The organism is Paenibacillus aceris, assembly GCF_017874035.1.
In the GTDB taxonomy this organism is placed as follows: Bacteria; Bacillota; Bacilli; order Paenibacillales; family NBRC-103111; genus Paenibacillus_E; species Paenibacillus_E aceris.
Genome location: NZ_JAGGKV010000038.1, coordinates 1 through 20,352 on the forward strand (window position 1 = coordinate 1; position 20,352 = coordinate 20,352).

Genomic DNA, 20,352 nt, shown 5'->3' on the forward strand with positions numbered 1-20,352 from the left:
TCGACTGTGCTTTACTCACTCGTTGTTCAGTTTTCAAAGATCAATTTCTTTCGTTCACCGCCGCGTTACCGAAGCAGCGAAATGTAATATACCATGCTAAACTTTATTTTGCAACTTGTTTTTTTTAAGCCACTTTCGCAACCAGTCCGTTGACCGGATTAGTAATATAACATGATCCCAAACGAATGACAATGGTTTATTTTCCCAAGCGAATCATCCAATGATGAAAAATCGATTTGATTTCGCTGCTCCATTTGGAGATATTGACCTAACGTTCTATAGTGGAGTTTAATAATATCTGCAAATAATCTGCTCGAAGGAGAGAACCTAAAATGAAAGAAACTGTTGTACAGAGACAATTACAAGCATATAACGATAAAAATATTGACGCATTCATGGATTGTTATAGTGAGGACATTAAAATCTATGATTTTCCCGATACACTCAGATTGGAAGGTCAAGAGGCCATGAGGACGCGCTATCAAACCTTGTTCGAATCCTACCCTGATATGATAGCAACCGTTGATAAAAGAATATTTCACGGAAACTATGCAATAGATCATGAAGAAATAACTGGAAGACTAGAAGGTTCTACGTTAAAAGCAGTTGCTATATATGAAATAAAGGATGATCGAATTACAAAGGTCTGGTTTCTTAAAGGTAATTCGTGAGGTGGCGTAGTTTAGACTGGCTTGAAAATAAAAACAGCGGTAGCCTTGGACTGAAAAATAAAGTCCTAGACTACCGCCTTATTTATTGAACTAACGTTCTTCGTTAGTTTTATGAATTGATGACGAAGGGCACTTTAACTAAAGTGTATTCAAAATATTTTTCATGTAATTATTCTTTTCAAAATAATAAGGACCTACATGAGTTAGTTTCATTGGATCACCTTTTTTAAAATCACGCCAGACAATCATATTATGTTCTTCTTCAATGATCGCTGAAACAAAACCGCAATTCAGATCCCCACAATCTGCACATATAAACAGAGGATAGCGGTTTCCGCCCAGTTTACTTAGTTTTTTTAGAGTCAACTCCTCAATTAATTCCTGCTTATAATTATTTGTTCCTGGACCAATGCAAGGGATATATTCATGTTTTTTCAGTAGGTCTAATAATGATTTACCATCAATAACAAAATCATAAAATGATTTATTTGGAATGTCTGTGTTTAAAATCAGTTTTGTAGAAAAAGTATTCAATTTCATTCGATTCCCACCATTGCTTTAATGTTCTCCGTTAGTTCAATAATTGCACAAGTACAAGATGAACACTTTAAATTATTTCAGCAACCCCCCCCAAGAAGTTACGTGCTAAACAGTCCACCACAATATATCCTTGTTCAAATTTCCATCCTAACTAAAAGCTTGCCTACAGCAACTATCTAACCATATAAACGTAAAGACATAAATGACAAGACAATCCTTTAGAAGTCTTCAGCTATCGCTTTGCTTATCTTCTCATAATCATTTGCCATGAAATCATTATATTCTTTTTTTATCTTAGCCTTTATCCATTCAAAATCATATTGATCCATATAATTTTTAGGCAATATTTCTGTTGAATAGATTTGAGTAAATTTATCACTAAATTTTTTAAGTCTTCCTTTAAATAGATTGCTTTGCTTTTCTGAAATTTCAAAGAGCTTTATTCGAGACATATGGTTTCCTGGACCAATAATGATTTTTAAAATTAACTTGTCATTTCTATTTTGAATTTCGACTAGTAATATTCTGTTGCTTCTGGTCCAACCGGTACCTTCTCTGGGAATGATATTGTCTATCTCTCGGGTAATAAACCGAATATAAGTTTTACTCAAGGTATCAATGATGACATCAGATCGTTCGTACAACAGTTCACTTAAATAATTTTTTATATCCAAATATATGTCCGGCTTGAAATCAAATATCAAATCCAAGGCCTTCTGATGCTTGTAGTAGATCTCACGACATATCTTCTCAATGTCTTTCTCTCCCACAAAATACCTCCTCAAGATCTCGATGTATTGGTCTAAAAATTGTCTAACTCGTTCATTAATTACCCCGGATTTTAACCGAAGGGAATTCAATAAAGTAGAGTACATTAACTCGTAGTCAATACTAATCCAATTTTCCTCATCACTAGGCGGATCACCGTCAGGTGTAAGAAAAAGATAGACTTTTTGGTAATTCGAATAATGAGTATCAATAATGGATTTGTACTTATTTAGCTGTTGGTCAGATTCTTTGCTTAATACTTTATTTTCTATTACAAGAATAAATTGATTTTCTTCTGAGAGTAACATTATATCTATGTTATTCCATTCCCGTCTTACTTCAAAATCAAAATAATTCATCATGGTAAGTTCCAGCATCGACAGTTCCACATTGCTTAAAGTTGCTTTATTGTTAAAATAAATGGTCTGGATAAATTTTTTAAGGAACGTATCTCCTAGTCCATGATTCTCAGTAGGGTTGAACAACCAACCCAGGACATTGCTATGGCGGATCTCAGTTTGGTGAATATTCAATGTCTGAAAAACATTAAATTCAGCAAGCCTAGCTTCTAACGGATCCAATACTTCGATATCCATAAGGAATTTTTCAATGGCTGCTATATGATCGTCCATTCTGCTCCTCCGCTTTACCAATTTGTATACATGTTAGATACCAGAAAAAACACTCAAGGTAGTTTTTCCATTATTTTCATATTAATACACTTATTCAAGGTAAAGTATTATTTGCAAAACATCCATTCTAGAAAGTTGAGACAAGTATGCAATTAAACAAATCTGCCCTGGTGCTTAGGGATGAGAAAGCCAGCTTCTTCTGATCATTCAGCAGATAGATCGAATGGATCAAAGAATTCGTATTGCTTAACTCGTAAAGCTTGCTGCCAATTTGACCAAGTTCATTCGTATTGAAATCCATATTATAAAAACTCATCTGAATTTCGGGACCGACAAAATGATTCGAATTAACATATTTTTATTCTTCAAGAAGGCCTGTATGCTTTTCATCACGTTCCTCCTCTGGTTTATGGCAAAAGAAAAAAGAGACAGCCGTTAGACGAGGCCGCCTCTTTTCACTGTATCAGAAGGGTAACGGAACTTGGATGCAGTTTTTTAATGAATGAATACGCTCTTTAAGCATTTTTTAATCGATTTGACTGGGCCGTATTATTTATCGGTATTTTTATCTAATTTGAATACTTTTGCAATCGCTCCAACTGAGCCTAATGTACTAACAACATCCGTTGGGATGAAGATTGTTGATGCTTCTCCTTTAGCCATCTCTGAAAGTGCCTCAAAAGACTTATAAGTAAGAATTTCAGAATTTAGACCGGCTTCATTTAGTGCTTCTATTCGTGAACGCTCTGCATTCGCAACAAGCTTAATAGCTTCTGCACGTCCTAAAGCTTCTAGTTCCTGTGACTTCTGCTTTGCTTCAGCGTCAAGAATTTGACGTCGTTTCTCTGCTTCCGCTGCAAGTATAACAGCGGACTGTTGCGCTTCTGCACGAAGAACGGTAGCTTGTTTTTCACCTTCTGCCTGTAAGATATTCGCCCGTTTTTCTCGTTCAGCTCTCATTTGTTTCTCCATTGAGGTTTGTATATCGATTGGAATCTCTAGTTGTAAAATTTCTACCCGATCGATTCTCACTCCCCAGTTTTCAGAGGCATTATCTAGGGCTTGACGCAATTCAGCCTGAATTCGGTCTCGATTCGAAAGAATTTCATCAAGTTCCATTTTACCTATCGTGGAGCGTAAAGCCGAAGCTACAATATTATGAATGCCTTGCACATAATTTGCTATTCCATATGTAGCTAATTTAGGATCAACCACGGAGAAGAATGTTGCAAGTTCGACACCGATTGCCACGTTATCTTTTGTAATAACGGATTGGGATGGAACTTTCTCCTGCTGAATTCTTAAATCATGCCGACTGCGAACATTATCAATAATTGGGATTATGATGTTAATACCTGCATGAAGTGTTTTATAAAACTTTCCTACTCTTTCAACAATCGCTACAGTTTGTTGCGGAACAATCCTAATTCCTTTAACGATGACAATAACAATAAGAATAATGAGAAAAAGAAATACGATAACCCCTACCATATTACACCTACCCCTTTTTTACATAAAGTTTCGTGACTTTAACATCTATAACAATCGCTTCTTCACCTGCTTGAATCAACTCATCTGCGAATGCGCTCCACATATCGGAATTTACTTTAACCAAACCGCCTTCACCAGGTTTGATATCACTTATTACGAATGCCTTTTGACCTATTAATTGATTCGGTGATGGCAGCAATTCATTGGATGAAGGTATTAGCTTGCGAACAATAGGTAACAAAAAAACATAAATCAAGAAGGCACAAACCGTAAACACACATAGCTGTATCAGAAAAGAAAGATGGAATATTGCTGTAATCATTGAAATAAAAGCACTGGCTGCTAGAACTAACATGTAAAAAGTACCTGTATAAAGTTCGAATATCACAAATAACACGGCCAAAATAAGCCACAGTAACCAAAGCAATTTGTTTCCGCACCTCGCTTTCAGCATCAATTCCTTGTTAAGTTTTATGTGATATCATGCTTGACTATGTCATTAAAAACAACAAAGGAGGCAGTTACTTTACAGATTAATTTGTAAAGTTTTTCAAATGCAAAAAACCAGTAAACTCAAGGTTTACTGGCATCATTATAAGCTTTGACCCCAAACATCATTGTTAGCTGCAAAACCTAAGCATCAAGCTCCATGTAATCAAGAAGTCGAAGTCCGCATGCAGGCTAGTTCCTTGCAAATCCCTAACTCTTCAACGAGATACTTTCACAAAAAATACATAAGATTTTTCCGGGTTTTTGAATCCCATCTTATCTCGTTATTACCAAGGCAATTTCCCCATACCAGGCTCCACATAATAGCCTGAATTATGAAGTCCGGCCGCTTGGCACCAAGCAAAAATTTTCTCTGCAGCTTCTTTTGGGTCCATGTTGGCATCATGGGATGCACATTTTGTATTGAGTTTGCCAGGATGAACCGCACTCACATGAATCCCCCTACTCCTCAGTTCTTGGTCTAAACAGAGAGTCAGCATATTTTGTGCTGCCTTAGCCATTCTGTAGGAATAACTAAACCCACCTTCATAAAATTCGCCTGAAGCTGTCTTTGATAGAGAGGCCAATCTAGATGAAATATTAATGATTCTTGGTACAGATGATCGTTCGAGAAAGCTAAGAGCAGCCTGTACCGTTCGAATGACGCCTAAGCTATGCACGTTAAATAATTCACTTGTTTCTTGGGTCGTGACCTGTGCAATTTGATAAGCAACTCCTGGGATTCCCGCGTTATTGATCAAAATATCAAGCACATTTGTATGTGCATATAATGCGGCTTTTAAAATGTCGGTGCAGGTATCCTCTGTTACATCGGCGACAATGGGGTGGCACGTCGGCATTTCTTTTAGCAGATCATTAGCCGCTGCGTTAGTTCTTACAAGTGGAAATACACGATATCGGTGAGCATAAAATAATTTAACCAGCTCCAACCCAAGACCTTTGCTTGCGCCTGTTATGCACACAGTTTGTTGCATGCTGCCTCTCCCCTTTGCACGGATTGGTTCTCGATAAAAAAAGAGGAGCAGCTCCTTCGGAGCCGCTTCTCATCTTGCAATTATTCAAACACGACAATAGAACGCCCCACATTCACACAATTGCAATCATGAAAAGAATCGAGCGCGTTATTGATTTCCTCCAGCGTAATACTCTCTAAGATAAGTTCATCAAGCAAAAGCTTTCCGTCTAAATAATGCTGCGCCAAAATCGCGATATCTCTCAACGGGTTGATATTTCCGTACAAACTTCCTTTAAGAATTTTGGCTTGTCGGTGGAACGCCTTGGCTGGAATGTTTAATTCCTTATTAGGATTGAACCAGCCTACCGCAACCGTAGTTCCACCTCTGCGCGTTCCAAGCCATGCGTTAACAGTAGCATTCGTGTTGCCCGTCGCATCAATTGCATAGTCAACCCCATAACCGCCTGTTAACTCTTTCAATACTTCAACAACATCTTCTTTGCCGACATTAATGGTGTGAGTTGCTCCATATTTTTTAGCAATTTCGAGATTCTGGTCTTTTAAATCACACGCAATGATTTTGGATGCGCCAACGATTCGGGCCCCTTGAATCGCGTTAACACCGACGCCCCCGATACCGAAAACAGCAACAGTAGATCCTGAGGTTACCCCTGCCGCATAGACGGCAGCACCGTATCCGGTAGCGACTCCGCATCCAAGCAGAGCCGCTTGTGCGAAAGGCATTTCATCTGGAATTTTTACGCAAGACATTTCAGATACAACGGCATATTCAGCAAAGGTGGATAATACGGAATCGTGATAAACGGTTTCGCCGTTTCTGCTTAATCTCGATGTCCCATCGAGCAAAGTGCCGTCGAAAATCGGTCCGAAAGCCGTTTCGCATAAATGTACCTCTCCATTTTTGCAATACAAACAAACGCCACAGTACGGAATCCAGCTTAATGCTACCTTATCTCCGACTTTCACGCTCCTTACATTAGGTCCGATTTCGACCACAGTACCTGAGCCTTCATGGCCGAGAATGTTCGGTAAGCGAAGCGTCGGATCGTTTAAGCTATTTAAATCGCTATGACAAACGCCTGAAGCGCCAATTTTCACCAACACCTCATTGGCCTTAGGAGGAGCCAAATCAACATAATCGATTACTAGTGGTTCACCTAGTTCTGTGCGTATCGCTGCCTTAACTTTCATATTACACCCTCCATCATTTATGAGTTTAGTTCAGGTTGACCCAAATCGATTTTACTTTCGTGTAAGAGTCGAGTGATTGAATGCCACATTCCTTACCCCAACCACTTTGTTTAAATCCGCCAAACGGGCTGGCTAAATCATAGCAGCCGTACTTGTTGATAAAGACAGCTCCTGCATCAAGCCGTGCCGCAACACGATGAGCCCGGGTGATGTCCTTCGTCCATAACCCTGCAGCCAAACCGTAAATCGTATCGTTCGCCATCTCGATTACTTCCTCATCATGATCGAACGGAATAACGACGAGCACGGGCCCAAAAATTTCTTCTTGTGCGACTCGCATGTTATTTTTCACATCTGCTAAAATTGTCGGACGTATGAAGTACCCGTTCGCATTCGAACCGTTCATATCTCGTACGCCTCCCGCTGCCACACGAGCGCCTTCCGCTTTGCCGATTTCGATATACTCCAAAATGCTCTCCATATGTGATTTCGTACACTGTGCTCCTTGATCACTTCTCGGATCAAAAGGATCTCCGAGCACGTAACGATCCGCAAGCTCCGCAAGACGTGAAACGGCATACTCGTATAATGATTTGTGAACGAATAAGCGAGTTGGCGATGAGCATTTTTCTCCTTTATGCGTGAACAGTCCAGTAAACGAACGTTCAATTGCATATTCCACATCCGGCGGATCATTGAAAATAATGTTCGGCGATTTACCGCCAAGCTCAAGAGTTACCGTTTTCAAATTCGAATTTGCTGAATCATGGACGAGCTGTTTGCCAACAGCTGTACTGCCGGTAAAAGATACTTTATCGACTCCTGCATGACTAGAAATAAAAGACCCCGTTTTACCGCTTCCTAAAATTAAGTTAATAACGCCCTGCGGTAATAATTTCTCATCGTGCAAAATTTCGAATAAACGAACGACCGAAAACGGCGTTGCGCTAGATGGTTTCAGCACGACCGTATTACCTGTAGCAAGTGCCGGTGCCAGCTTCCAAGTAGACATCAGCATCGGGTAGTTCCATGGCACGATCTGACCGCACACACCTACTGGAACACGTTGCGTATAATTCAGAAATTGCCCTTCCACTGGCATCGTTTCACCATGTATTTTATCGGTCCAGCCTGCGTAGTAATCAAAAATATCAGCAGATTCACCCAAATCGTCGTAATAGGCTTCCTTGTATAATTTCCCATTGTCTAAAGCTTCCAAAGTTGCTAATTCAGCACGATGCTCACGAATGACTTCCGCAATTCAGCGCATGACATTTGCCCGCTCCTTGCGTCCCATCGAGGGCCATGCCCCTTTTTTAAATGCGTTCTGCGCAGCTGTGACAGCTTGATCCACATTTTCCTTCGTCGCTTCTTGAATGCTGCCGAGTACCTGGCCAGTCGCAGGATTGATCGCGTCGATCGTACGATCGTTCGAACTATCCGTCCATTCCCCGCCAATATAAAGTCGCTTCGTCGTTTTTAACCATTCTTTTGCCCATTCCAGTTTCGGACTCTCCATAGTCATTGTTACTCTCCTCCTTGGTGGACTAGCTCTTTAATGGTAATCCCCTTTTTTTCCGCTTCCTTCAGCATATTGGTAACGCTCGAATAGCCTTCTTTAACCTTAAGCTCCAGTACAAATGGAATTGTGCTTTCCGCAAATTGCTTGCACCGCTCTGCATTCACCGTAATTCCGTCGACACAATCCGTAACGAAATGCTCAACGGCTTCCGCACACATGCTAATTGATTCATAAATGTTCCATGCAGCAAGTCCTTCCCACACGTTCAAGTTCAATTCTCCGTGCTCATATGCCGCTTGTACTGTCCGGTCGAATCCTATCATCTGAAAGCTGCAATGAATCATTGTTTCAGGAACTACCGGATTAATTTTACCAGGGAAGAATGACGAGCCCGGCTGCACAGCCGGCAATTGTAGCTCTGCGAACCCCGCTTCCGGACCTGAGGACAGCATCCGGAAATCATGGGCAATCTTGCTGAGTGTCGATGCCAGTAACGCAAGTCTTGAAGAGACTTCAGCAAGGTCATCAAAGTTTTGTGCGGCATCAAATAAATTATCCCGCAAGCGCAAATCGATATTGCCCGTTACTTCTTGCAGCTTATCGATTACCACCTCCCGATACGCAGTAAGGGCACTAATGCCCGTACCAACAACGGTAGCGCCTAAATTAACCATCTTCAGTTTGTTGACCGCACGGTCGATTTCTTGTCTTCTTCGTTCAACGACGGCTGAATAACCGCTGAATTGATTCCCCATCGAGACCGTTGTCGCATCTTGAAAGCAAGTGCGGGCGATCGTAAGAATTGGCATAAAATCAAATGCCTTTTGATCCATGGCAGAAACCAGTTTGTAAAGTGCAGAATTTAACTTCTTCCAAAGCGTTGAAATTGTCATTCGCATCGCCGTGTGGCATACATCGGTAGAGGATTGGCAAGCGCTCACGTGATCAACTGGGTGAACGAGATCATAGAAACCTCGCTTCCCACCAAGCAGCTCATTGCTGACGTTCGCGATCACTTCGTTGATATTCATGTTAATGCCAGTTCCACCCCCGCCGCTCAATATATCGACGGGGAACTGGTCCGCATATTCACCTGAAATAATAAGGTCACACGCTTTTTCTATAGCTTCGCATGTTTGCTTATCAAACACCTCGGCTTCATAATTTGCTTGCGCAGCGGCTTTTTTAACAAGCGCAAGCGAGCGGAGATAGGTCGGATATTGACCCAATTGCCGTCCCGAAAAAGATAGGTTACGAACGGTCCTTACCGTATAAATTCCGTACAAAGCTTCTGCAGGAACTGAGACTTTTCCTAAAAAATCCTCTTCTGTTCGCATCATATCCATATTCACCTACCACATATGTACGGAGTTAATCTCATACTTCGCTAACATTTCCATATCCAGTTCAAATCCTAACCCAGGTTTATCAGGTGCAGCGATGTATCCGTCCTTATCGACCCGCAGCTTGTCAGCTTGTATGAAATCGCGGCGTTCCGGTGTCCAAGTCGGCGGATCAAAAGGAACTTCGAAATACGGGCAAGTGCTGACCGCACATGTAAGCTGCAGATTAGCCAGCATACCCACACCATTGCTCCAGCTGTGCGGCGTGAACCAATGCCCATTAGCCTGGGCCATTTCGGCTACTTTCTTAATTTGGGTGAATCCACCTGTCAAGGCCACATCCGGCTGATATACGTCTAGTGAGCCATGACGGATCATTTCTCTGAAATCGTACCAATTCCGATTCATTTCGCCGCCGGCAATCCGAATTCCAACCATTTGACGAAGCTGTGCCATACCTATGAAATCATGACAAGGCAGTGGCTCCTCCAACCATAGAACCCCAAGATTTTCAAGCTCCCTGGCTACCTGGTAGGCTTGCTTTAAATCCCAAGTTCTTTCAACATCCCAAGGCATTTTCCAGCCTTGATTGGCATCAACCATAATTTCTAGCTTATCTCCTACAGCTTTACGAACAGCTTCTACGATTTTAATATCATCCTTCGGATTGGCATTATGAAAACGAATTTTCATAGCTTTAAAGCCTTCTTCCACAAGGCCAACTGCTCGATCTGCACGGACTTCAGGCGCAAGCATTTCACCTGTAGACGCGTATGCCAGCATCTTATTTTGACGGCCTCCGAGCAGTTTATAGATGGGTTGACCTGTTGCTTTACCCATAATGTCCCATAAAGCAAGGTCAAGCGGCCAACAGCGGCCGTAATGCAAATCGATGTTATCAATGATTTGAGAGTGCCGCTCGATTTCGAATGGATCCTGGCCGATAAACAAATTTTCATGACCGGCAAATCCGACCATTAAGTCACCGGAAGCAATACCTGTAATACCTTCATCAGTATGGACGGAAACGACCGTTGAGCCGAATTGTGTACGTGGTTTTGGATCCCAAGATGCCCTGAAAGGAGGATCTAGTGGAATGCGATAATGTTTAATATCAATAGATGTAATTTTCATTTTTTACTTCCTCCTAGTTGTCCAGCGAAAAAACCGCCACGATATTGTTTAATGTCATGAGCTACCATAAAAGCTTGGGGATCGATTTCCGAAATTTCCTGGAAAAGTTGACTTTGATTTCGTCTTTGCATAGTAATTGACAGTAATACACGTTCACCATCCATACCTTCTCCCATCCATTGTGTAATCCCATAGCCTTTTTCACGCAGGATGGAAGAGATCGTATTGTCTCGACTGCTTGGTATGATTTGTACAGTAACATAGCCAAGCGCTAATTTTTCTTCCAACTTCATCCCACACAGAATGCCGATGCCATAGCTTATACAATAGACAACAAGATTGATGGGCTGGCTTAAGTTATCAAGTACCAGTTTTAAACCGATGGTATAGACCATAATATCGACCATACTTATCAAAGCTGCAAAGTAACGATAGCCTCTTAATGTTAAAATCATTCTCGTTGTCAAACTGGAGACGTAAATGACTTGTATGATAAATATGGTAAGTAAGATCCACAAGGCAACTCATCTCCTCATCGGGATGGCGATAAATAAAGTCTTATTTTTTCGGAATCATGCCGTTCTCGGTTAAAAATTCCTTCGCTACATCAGCTGCTGTTCTTTTTTCTACATCAGCTTTTGCATTTAACTTGGACATCGTTTGATCATCAATTTTTCCTGCCAGTTTGTTGATTACTTGCACGGCATCCGGATACTTCTTCGCAAAATCCATCGTCACGATAGGTGCAGCATAATATGGGGGGAAGTAATTTTTATCATCTTTTAACGAGGCCAATTTCAAGGCCGGTATTCGACCGTCTGTAGAATAAGCTACAAGCACGTCGATTTTTTTCTCAGCAAGCGCCGGGAATGCTAACGGAATTTCCATTTGCTTAATATCTTTAAATTTAAATCCGTATTTCTCTGATAAACCCTTGAGTCCGTCTTGGCGGTCATAAAAAGTATTATCAATACCCAGCACCAAATTTGGCGCATGTTTCACAAGATCGGAGAAGGTCGAGATGTTTAATTCCTTCATCGTATCTTGTCTGAGGAGAATGGTGTAAGTGTTCGTAAATCCAAGCGGATCAAGCCATGTGAAGCCGAATTCCTTCTCATACCCCTCTTTTACTTTCTTATATACGGTTTCTTTCGTATCCGTTGGATCAAATTTATTTTTCAATACATTCAAATAGCCGGTTCCGGTGTAATCGACGAATACATCGACCTTTCCATCCTTCATCGCTTGATTGATAAACGAGGATGCAGCAAAACCGGATTCATTGATGGAGACATCATAATCAGTGTTTTTCTGCAGTAGTTGACCTACTAATTGGGCTAGTAAGTATTGTTCCGAAAATCCTTTTCCGCCTACGACCATCTTGATTTTCTTCTTCTCTTGAGCAGCCTTATCCGAAGTTGAGGACCCCGCCGTAGATACTGATTGATTAGAGCATGCAGAGAGCAATATGAAAACTAATGATAATGCTAAAGATAGCCATTTAACTTTTTTCATTTGTTGAACCCTCCTATTTTTTATGCTTTAGCTGTTCTTTCCACTTTCTTTTTTAAACCGCTTGTTTGTTTGGTAAGAGAATGCTTGTTAGGCGTTACTTTCGCCTCCAAACGTTTTAACAACAGTTCTGTTATAACAGCCAGCAGCGCTGCAGGTACACCTCCAGCAATAATCAGCTCTGTCCGCATAAGTGCCACACCTCTAAACACGATTTCACCGAGGCCTCCAGCGCCAATAAAGGCTGCAATTGTCGTTACTCCAATCGTCGAAACAGCTGCTGTACGTACGCCTGCCATGACCACGGGCAATGCGAGAGGCAATTCAATGTTCCACAAAATTTGCCAATTCGTCATCCCCATCCCGCGTCCCGCATCGACGACAGCTTGATTCACCTCAAGAATACCGGTATATACATTCCGTACGATCGGTAATAGCGAGTAGAGTACAAGTGCGATAATGGTCGGCTTCACGCCAATGCCAACGAATGGAAGCATGAATCCGAACAGAGCAATACTTGGAATCGTTTGAAACACTCCTGTAATTCCGATCGCGATCCCTGCAAGATTTTTCTTTCTCGTTAAATAAATGCCGAGCGGAATGGAGATGCAAAGTGATATCACGAGTGATGTTAGCGAAATATAAATGTGCTGCCATAAAGCCGTTAGGATAATGCTTTTATTCGAAATAAACGTGTTAACGAACAAATCAAAAGCATTTGTTGATTTATCCATTGGAAACCTCCTTTCTTAACTAATTTTAGTCGTTGCTCCCGATAAGCCAACGAGTATACTTTCCTTCGTTACGTATCCGACAACATCTCCACAAACAGCGATCGGGAGTACGTTCAATTTATTCTCGAGCATTTGAACTGCAGCCTTTTCCCAGCTTTCATCCGACTCAAGCACTGGAATTCGAGCAAATGCAGCCTTTTCCACACAATCGTCGGGTCGATTATGACGCTGAAGCGCTTCCAAAGTTACGATGCCGTAATACTTTCCTTCCAGATCACATACGATCCATGCTTCTTCGCCATTTTGACGCGAAAGCTTCATGGCATCTCCAACCGTTTGCTTACATTGCAATTTTGCTTTCGGCCGAATCATGTACTTCGCGATCGCCCTTTTTGAATCAACATTCGATGCACTCAGTCGCTTTTCACCGATAAATTCGCTAACGAAGCGATTAGCTGGGCGGCTCAAAATATTTTTTGGCGTGTCGAGCTGTACAATACTCCCTTTGTTCATTATGGCGATCCGATCGGAGATTTTTAATGCTTCATCCATATCGTGTGTGACAAACAAGATCGTCTTGTTAATTTCCTTTTGCAATTTACTAAGTTCATCCTGAAGCTGTTCCCGACTGATCGGATCAAGTGCGCTAAAGGGCTCATCCATTAACACGATCGGAGGTTCGGCGGCCAAAGCTCGTATAACGCCGATTCTTTGCTGTTGCCCCCCGCTTAATTCGGATGGATAACGGTTACGGAATATATGCGGATCTAGTCCAACCATCTCAAGCAAGTTATCGATTCGCTGAGAGTAATCTTTCTCTTTCCACCCTTTCAACTTTGGTACAAGGCCAATATTTTTGCCAATCGTCATATGTGGCAGCAGACCTACTTGCTGAATGACGTAACCGATATTTCGTCTTAGTTCAACTGCGTTTAATTTCGAAATGTCTTCATTTTGCACAAAAATATTACCAGATGATGGTTCGATTAACCGATTGACCATACGGAGCGTCGTTGTCTTTCCACATCCACTCGGTCCGATTAAGGAAACGATCTCGCCCTTCTGTACTTCAAAGCTGACATCCATCAACGTTTGCACTCCGGCATAGGATTTACTTACGCTTTCAAACCGAATCATTGTACCCCTCCCTTGATGTCATTTGTTTAATTTCTCCCTCAATATTATATATAGCAAAAACCGTGCCAATTTATTTGCATGCAAAAATGCGGCTCTCTTCAAGAGCCGCATGCGAATGTGTGTAATATTTCTACAATTCAATTGTATAATTTTCACACAGTGTATGATTTTTTTACTTTTTCTTGATTAAACGTGCTTCGATTAAGTATTGCCTTGCCAGTTCAGTTATATCCTCATGCATGACATCTGCCTTGTAGAGTAAAACCATGAACTTATCATGATCGATTTTTTGTGTAAGCTGATTTAAAAGCAATTCAAGTTGAGGATGCTGCTGCATAGTTCGGGCAGTAATTACCGGTGCTGGATTATATGGAGGGAAAAATTGGCGATCATCCTCCAGTTCAACTAAGCCATACGTTTTAATTCGGCCATCCGAGGCGAAGCCAACTGCAGCTTGGACCCTAGATTCTTTTACAGCCTGAGCGAAAAGCTTTGTTTCAGATACAATAACATTTTCTAGTGGGATCATGAAATCGTACGCCTTTTGAAATTGTTCTATTCCGTCGCCACGAACAAGAAACTCCTTGTTAGTCGCAATATTGAGCGGCCTATGTTCTCTGGCGTATTTGCTTAAATCGCTGATTGTCTTCAGGCCATACTGCTCGGCAAGTTCTTTCTTGACGAGAATGGTCCAACTGCTATTAATTTCAGTGGTCATCGGAAGCCATTGTAGGCCGATCTTCTTATCCTCTGCAGCAACCGTGTTGAATGCCTCCTCTGCGTCAATAATACCGGCTTTTTGATGATAATAAATGAGCGCTGTATTGGCGTAATCCCAGTATTGGTCAATCACGCCGGCTTTACTGGCGGAACGGATACTTGTGCTTCCTTTAAAAATAATTTCCTTGACACCAAACCCGTTTTCTCTAAGTAAAATACCCGTCATTTTCATTAGCAGGTATTGTTCAGTAAAGGACTTGGAACCGATGGTTATGATTGGCTTCGATTCGTTAGATGAATTCTCAGTCGAGCTAGCGTTCGAATTATTCCTCATACTCAACGTGTTGGTAATTAGTAGGACAGTAGATATAGAAAGGATCAATAATAACGCAACGAGCGCTGCGCACTTCAACTTCATCCTGTCTTCCTCCCCTCAAGTATGGGGAATTTACACCTCATTGTCGTTCCCTCATCCATACGGCTTTGAACATGCAACTCCCCGCCGTGTTCCATCACTATATCACGAGCAATTGTTAGCCCCAATCCGGAGCCCTCCTCTTTTGTCGTGAAAAAGGGATTAAATAACCATGCCATCGTTTGATCAGAAATGCCTGCACCCGTATCTTTTACTTCGACTACGAAGAACCTGACTCCGTTTTCCTCGTTTACCGATGTCCGAATGAGCAGTGTTCCTCCATTAGGCATCGCTTCAATACTATTTATAATTAAATTTAAAAATACTTGCATTAATTTATTATAGTTTCCGATAATCGCATTAGGCTGCGGAGCATAATTTTTATTCGTGTCAACTTTGGCATCTCGCAGCTTAATTCGTAATAGCTGCAGCGCCTCATCCAGCAGCTTGTCCATACGGATTGACTCATCTATTTCGCTATTCATTTTGGAAAATGAGAGAAACTGTGTAACAATCCCATTCATACGTCTTACCACGCGAAAAATGTCGTTTACCAGTTCATCTATACTTTCTCCCCTTGATTCTTCATCTACTTCCTCTTTAAGCAGCTCGGATGCGCCCGAAAGAATCGCCAGCGGGTTTTTAATTTCATGGGCGATACCTGTACTGATTTGCCCGATTATTGCAAGCTTCTCGCTTTGCTTAACATGCTCTTCAAAAATTTTCCACTGGGTAATATCCTGCAGTACAGCAATGCTGCCAATAATACCGCCTTGGATATTAAAAAGCTTGGAAGTGGCGATCTTCACAACATGCTTTTGTCCATTCGCATTCAAGATGTATGTTTCCGTATCTTCTCCAATACGCTCGGAATGTAAAGTGTCTAATAAAATGTAATCGGCATCATTATTTTTTATCGGAATTTCAGCTAATTGTTTCCCAATCATGTATGGCCTCGGGTAACCCGTGAGCTGCTCAAATTTTCTGTTGATATACGTAATTATTCCTTTGGTATCGATAGTTAGGATGGCATAGGGAATACCTTCGATTACATCGCGTAAATATCGTTCCTTCTCCTCTACCAACCTCTGTTGCTCACGTAAACTTAAAGCGGTGGCAATCATCGTGTGCCATAACACACCAAGTTCATCCTTAGATTGGCTCGAATCATTAGAGGTAATGGTGATCGGTTCATTGACATTACGTTCAATGCTTCTGGCAAATTGCGTTAACCTTACGATAGGTTGTAATATTTTTTGGATGCCAATACCAATGAATAATAATGTTAACATAAGAATGCATAAGAAGGTACCTGTTAACGCCCACGACAGATCTGTTAACGATTTAAACGCGAAACGCTCCGGCACTCCGAGGACAAGTCCCCAGCCATCCCACATCGTTTTGTATGCCATAATACTTGGCTCATTATGATAGCTGCCTTTCATCGAACCGGACGTATAACGAGATAGCTCTTCTGTAGCAGGAAGGGAAGAAGTATCACTGCCAATTTCATTTATAACTGTAGAGGCAATGACTTCCCCATGACTATCCGCTATAAAGCTAAAGCCATTGCTGGCCTCCGTACTGACACTTAATATTTCCGAGAGGTGGTCACGGCTTAGCTCTGCCACCAAAGCACCGGAAAATGCGCCGGAATTGTCCAGCACGGGTAGCGATATAGTTACGACCCGCTCTCCGCGAGGGTTCTGAAAAATATCGGAGACTGTATAATTGTTACTCCAGCTAACGATATCAAAGCCAGGAAATTGATAGGTCTGCATCAGTTTATGCAAATCAAATGGAGCCTCAAACAACATTTGCTTGTTTGCATCGACCATTGTAATCGACTGAATCATAGAGCTGCTGGCTATCGTTTGTTTGGCACGTTCATACATCCTTTGAATTTCTAGCTTGTTGTTCTCATCTACCTCAGAAATCAATTGCAATTGCAGCACCGCATCTGAAATTTCGGTATTGAACCTTTTGACCAATGCATCCGCGCTCAAAACATTCTTTCGTACAATATCCTCTTCTACGACTTGATGAGTATACTCTAAAATGATCGTGTAGAATAGGAGAACCGGAACAACAATAATAATGGAATAGATCACCAGATATTTCATTTTGATACTACCGGATATGGATGAGAATGGATGTTGAAAAACCTTTGATGCCATGAGCTTCCTCCCCGTCCTTATCTCAGTTTCTTCATTTTATAAATGAGCGTGTGTCTTGAAATACCTAACAGGTCAGCTGCTCTTGTCTGATTTCCTCCAACTTCCTCAAGCGCTCGGTTGATAAGGTCTTCCTCTACTTCCTCCAACACCCTTTGCAGATTCAATTCTCCGGTGATCCTTTTTCCCGTTTCGGTAACTTGAAGCTCTTGCAAATTAGGTTTAGACCATTCATCTGAAAGGTCCTCAATATGAATGACACCTTTTGCATGTACGATATGTAGCCTTTCCAGCATGTTTAACAGCTCCCGGATATTCCCTGGCCATTCATGAGTGGTAAGCTTAGCAACCGTCTCGTCGGATAAAACTACCTGCTTGTTGTATTTATCATTTAGCTTGCGAATGTAATTGACGATCATTTGCGGAATATCCGCTTTCCGCTCTTTGAGCGGGGGGACTTCAATTTCAACTAAGTTTAAACGATAATATAAATCTTGACGAAATTTCCCTTCCTTCACAAGCAGCTTGATATCTTTATTCGTTGCGGTGATTATTCTAACATCCACACTTCGGTAAGAATTGCTCCCAAGCTTCATAAACGTCTTTTCCTCAATAATATGGAGCAGCTTCGCTTGCATGGCAAGCGGCATCTCTCCAATTTCATCCAGAAAAATTGTACCACCGTCAGCAGCTTCGAATTTACCTGCTCTTGTCTCCGTTGCTCCCGTAAAAGCACCCTTCTTATAACCGAATAACTCACTTTCTAATAACGAATCTGGAATAGCTGCACAATTAATGGCGACAAACGGCTTGTCCTTACGATTGCTGATCTTATGAATCCATTTAGATAGCGCTGTCTTTCCAACACCACTTTCCCCTAATAACAGGATGGAAGCATCTGTCTCCTTGACTTTATATATAAGCTCACGAATTTCTTTCATTTGAACGCTTTGAAATACCAGTTCTTCATGATCGTTCGTTGACGCCAGTTGTTCCTTCAATACCAGATTTTCAAGCTGCAGCCGCTTGCTTTCACATGCTTTCATAACGACCTCTTTAATTAATTCCAGCTCGCTCGGCTTGTTTAAGTAATCAAATGCACCCATCCTCATCGCATTTACCGCATTTTCTACATTCCCATATGCAGTCAGCATGATCACTTCAATGTGCGGGTAATCACTCTTTATCTTTTGCAGCATTTCAAGTCCGGTCAGATCAGGCAGCATATAGTCCAAAATAATTACATCAATGTCCTGCTCAAGTATTGTTCGCAGCCCGTCTTCACCTGTGTATGCATGAAACGATCGGAAGCCTGACTTTTTTAATTTTTGGGAAATAATCCGGCACAAACTTTCTTCATCATCTATGATTAAAATTCCAAAGGAATATGACATTTGATTTGCTCCAATCGCCTAATGTCTGCTCATCCGCGCAGCCTCGAAGATAAAATATTCATTTCTTCTCTATACTTCATGACCGTTCTGCGGGAAATTTGCATGCCACCCTTGTTCATCAGATCAGTAATTTGCTGGTCAGAAAGCGGTTTGTTTTTGTTCTCGTCCTCGATTAGTTCCCGGATTCGGTACTTCATCCGTTCTGCGGAAGCAGAGTCTCCATCTGTCGTCGTCAAGGCTGTGGCAAAGAAAAATTTCAATTCATAAATACCCTGAGGTGTCTGTACAACTTTATTTTGAATCGTTCGGCTAACGGTAGATTCGTGGAGTCCCAGTTTATCTGCAATCGCTTTCAATTTTAATGGCTTTAGATAAAACAATCCTCTCTCCAAAAACATCTGCTGCTCCTCGATTATGGCTTCGATTACGCGCACAAGCGTATGCTTCCGATCCTCCAAGCTTTGGATCAACATCCTTGCAGACTGCATATGCTTCCTCTTATAATCCGCCACTTCTTTGGTATCGCTTTCAGAAAGAAGCTGCATGACATTTTTATTTAATGAAACTTTAGGAACCCCATCATGATATAACAAGACGATGTAATGGTTTAATTCCTTATAAATTTCAGCGTCCGGCTTGAGATTCATTTGCTGATGATGCTTGAAGGCAATACCTGGTTTGGGATTCAGCGTGCGAATATAGGCCATTGATTTCTTTATCAAATCCAAAGGAATCCCTAATCCTTTGTCGAGATATTTCCATTTGCCGTTGCCTAATTCGGATAAATGGCTGCTAACGAGCATCTCGGCATAAGGATCTGCATTCTGATCCCTACGAATTTGAATCTCCAAACATTCTTGAAGTGTTCTGGCTGCAATCCCTGGGGGTTCTAACGCTTGGACTTTAGATAAAACTTGTACTACTTCGTCCTGTGTGACTTGCAAGCAATGTGATGTCTCTTTTATGGTAATGGTTAAGTATCCTTTTTCATTTAAATTACCTACTAAAAATTTCGCAATCATGTACTGGTGTTTCGTTAGTTTTGCAAAGCGTAGCTGGCTTAAAAGATTCATTTCCAGCGTATCTTCCGGGTTCGCGGCAAGATCTATGAATGGAACCGAACGGTTCGAGTCGGCCCTCGTTTTTCCATTGTTATTCGGTTTTCGACTCCTCATACTTTCGGTCCATGCTAATTCCAGCAATGGATTCTCTGCTGATTGCTCGTGCACATAGCTGACTAAATCTGCGGAAGACAACTGTAAAACATGAATCGATTGTAACATCTTTGGGCTTACTGTCAGACCTTGGCTTTGCTGCAGAACAGCTTTCGGGTTTAAGTTCAACATTCTCACCTGCCATATGATTGTATAAATATTATACAATGGCAGTTTACAAATAAGAAGATTAAGATTGTAGTCCTTGTATGATGTACTAAAAATACGTCGAGAGCATTCTTAAATACTAAAACCATGGAGCTTTCACACCTCC

18 protein-coding genes and 1 pseudogene are annotated in these 20,352 nt (G+C 41.4%); 1 reads left to right on the forward strand and 18 read right to left on the reverse strand.

Going from position 1 to position 20,352, the window contains the following annotated elements; genetic code table 11:
- Positions 1 to 332 precede the first annotated feature (332 nt).
- Positions 333 to 671 carry a nuclear transport factor 2 family protein gene (locus J2Z65_RS33525; protein WP_167062868.1) on the forward strand — a complete coding sequence of 113 codons (339 nt, stop codon included), beginning with the start codon at positions 333 to 335 and terminating at the stop codon, positions 669 to 671.
- Positions 672 to 809: 138 nt separating this feature from the next.
- Here J2Z65_RS33525 and J2Z65_RS33530 read toward each other — a convergent pair whose 3' ends face one another.
- The 18 genes and pseudogenes from J2Z65_RS33530 to rpoN all read right to left on the reverse strand — a co-directional run bounded on the left by J2Z65_RS33530 (position 810) and on the right by rpoN (position 20,210).
- Positions 810 to 1,211 (reverse strand): oxidoreductase, encoded by a 402-nt coding sequence (locus J2Z65_RS33530; protein WP_167062873.1) that lies wholly within the window; start codon positions 1,209 to 1,211, stop codon positions 810 to 812.
- Positions 1,212 to 1,429: 218 nt separating this feature from the next.
- A complete protein-coding gene (locus tag J2Z65_RS33535) occupies positions 1,430 to 2,611 on the reverse strand; it encodes a PDDEXK-like family protein (protein ID WP_167062876.1) in 1,182 nt (393 codons plus the stop codon).
- A gap of 127 nt (positions 2,612 to 2,738) precedes the next feature.
- Positions 2,739 to 2,912 carry a hypothetical protein gene (locus tag J2Z65_RS33540; RefSeq protein WP_167062879.1) on the reverse strand — a complete coding sequence of 58 codons (174 nt, stop codon included), beginning with the start codon at positions 2,910 to 2,912 and terminating at the stop codon, positions 2,739 to 2,741.
- Positions 2,913 to 3,160: 248 nt separating this feature from the next.
- A complete protein-coding gene (locus tag J2Z65_RS33545; RefSeq protein ID WP_167062881.1) occupies positions 3,161 to 4,102 on the reverse strand; it encodes an SPFH domain-containing protein in 942 nt (313 codons plus the stop codon).
- 7 nt (positions 4,103 to 4,109) lie between these two features.
- Positions 4,110 to 4,457, reverse strand: coding sequence for an NfeD family protein (locus J2Z65_RS33550; RefSeq protein WP_167062884.1), 348 nt, complete (start codon positions 4,455 to 4,457; stop codon positions 4,110 to 4,112).
- Between the two features lie 421 nt (positions 4,458 to 4,878).
- Positions 4,879 to 5,586 (reverse strand): SDR family NAD(P)-dependent oxidoreductase, encoded by a 708-nt coding sequence (locus J2Z65_RS33555; RefSeq protein WP_167062887.1) that lies wholly within the window; start codon positions 5,584 to 5,586, stop codon positions 4,879 to 4,881.
- A gap of 80 nt (positions 5,587 to 5,666) precedes the next feature.
- Positions 5,667 to 6,779: a Zn-dependent alcohol dehydrogenase gene (locus J2Z65_RS33560; RefSeq protein ID WP_167062890.1), complete on the reverse strand. Its 1,113-nt coding sequence runs from the start codon at positions 6,777 to 6,779 to the stop codon at positions 5,667 to 5,669.
- 25 nt (positions 6,780 to 6,804) lie between these two features.
- Positions 6,805 to 8,304: pseudogene (locus tag J2Z65_RS33565) on the reverse strand (aldehyde dehydrogenase family protein).
- A gap of 2 nt (positions 8,305 to 8,306) precedes the next feature.
- Positions 8,307 to 9,641 carry a lyase family protein gene (locus tag J2Z65_RS33570; protein ID WP_240159881.1) on the reverse strand — a complete coding sequence of 445 codons (1,335 nt, stop codon included), beginning with the start codon at positions 9,639 to 9,641 and terminating at the stop codon, positions 8,307 to 8,309.
- Positions 9,642 to 9,653: 12 nt separating this feature from the next.
- A complete protein-coding gene (locus J2Z65_RS33575) occupies positions 9,654 to 10,778 on the reverse strand; it encodes a mandelate racemase/muconate lactonizing enzyme family protein (RefSeq protein ID WP_167062895.1) in 1,125 nt (374 codons plus the stop codon).
- Positions 10,775 to 11,296: a DUF2179 domain-containing protein gene (locus J2Z65_RS33580; protein WP_167062897.1), complete on the reverse strand. Its 522-nt coding sequence runs from the start codon at positions 11,294 to 11,296 to the stop codon at positions 10,775 to 10,777. The genes J2Z65_RS33575 and J2Z65_RS33580 overlap by 4 nt, the downstream gene beginning before the upstream one ends.
- Positions 11,297 to 11,336: 40 nt before the next feature.
- Positions 11,337 to 12,293, reverse strand: coding sequence for an ABC transporter substrate-binding protein (locus J2Z65_RS33585; protein WP_167062900.1), 957 nt, complete (start codon positions 12,291 to 12,293; stop codon positions 11,337 to 11,339).
- 20 nt (positions 12,294 to 12,313) lie between these two features.
- Positions 12,314 to 13,024, reverse strand: coding sequence for an ABC transporter permease (locus J2Z65_RS33590; protein ID WP_167062903.1), 711 nt, complete (start codon positions 13,022 to 13,024; stop codon positions 12,314 to 12,316).
- A 15-nt stretch (positions 13,025 to 13,039) separates the two neighbouring features.
- On the reverse strand, positions 13,040 to 14,161 hold the full coding sequence (locus J2Z65_RS33595) for a betaine/proline/choline family ABC transporter ATP-binding protein (RefSeq protein WP_167062906.1): 1,122 nt from the start codon (positions 14,159 to 14,161) through the stop codon (positions 13,040 to 13,042).
- A 172-nt stretch (positions 14,162 to 14,333) separates the two neighbouring features.
- On the reverse strand, positions 14,334 to 15,299 hold the full coding sequence (locus J2Z65_RS33600; protein ID WP_167062910.1) for an ABC transporter substrate-binding protein: 966 nt from the start codon (positions 15,297 to 15,299) through the stop codon (positions 14,334 to 14,336).
- Positions 15,296 to 17,473, reverse strand: a complete 2,178-nt coding sequence (locus J2Z65_RS33605) for a sensor histidine kinase (RefSeq protein WP_167062913.1) — start codon at positions 17,471 to 17,473, stop codon at positions 15,296 to 15,298. Before J2Z65_RS33605 ends, J2Z65_RS33600 begins: the two co-directional genes overlap by 4 nt.
- A gap of 17 nt (positions 17,474 to 17,490) precedes the next feature.
- Positions 17,491 to 18,864, reverse strand: coding sequence for a sigma-54-dependent transcriptional regulator (locus J2Z65_RS33610; RefSeq protein WP_167062916.1), 1,374 nt, complete (start codon positions 18,862 to 18,864; stop codon positions 17,491 to 17,493).
- 29 nt (positions 18,865 to 18,893) lie between these two features.
- Entirely contained in the window at positions 18,894 to 20,210 is a 1,317-nt protein-coding gene (gene rpoN / locus J2Z65_RS33615; RefSeq protein WP_167062919.1) for an RNA polymerase factor sigma-54, read from the reverse strand.
- Positions 20,211 to 20,352 lie beyond the last annotated feature (142 nt).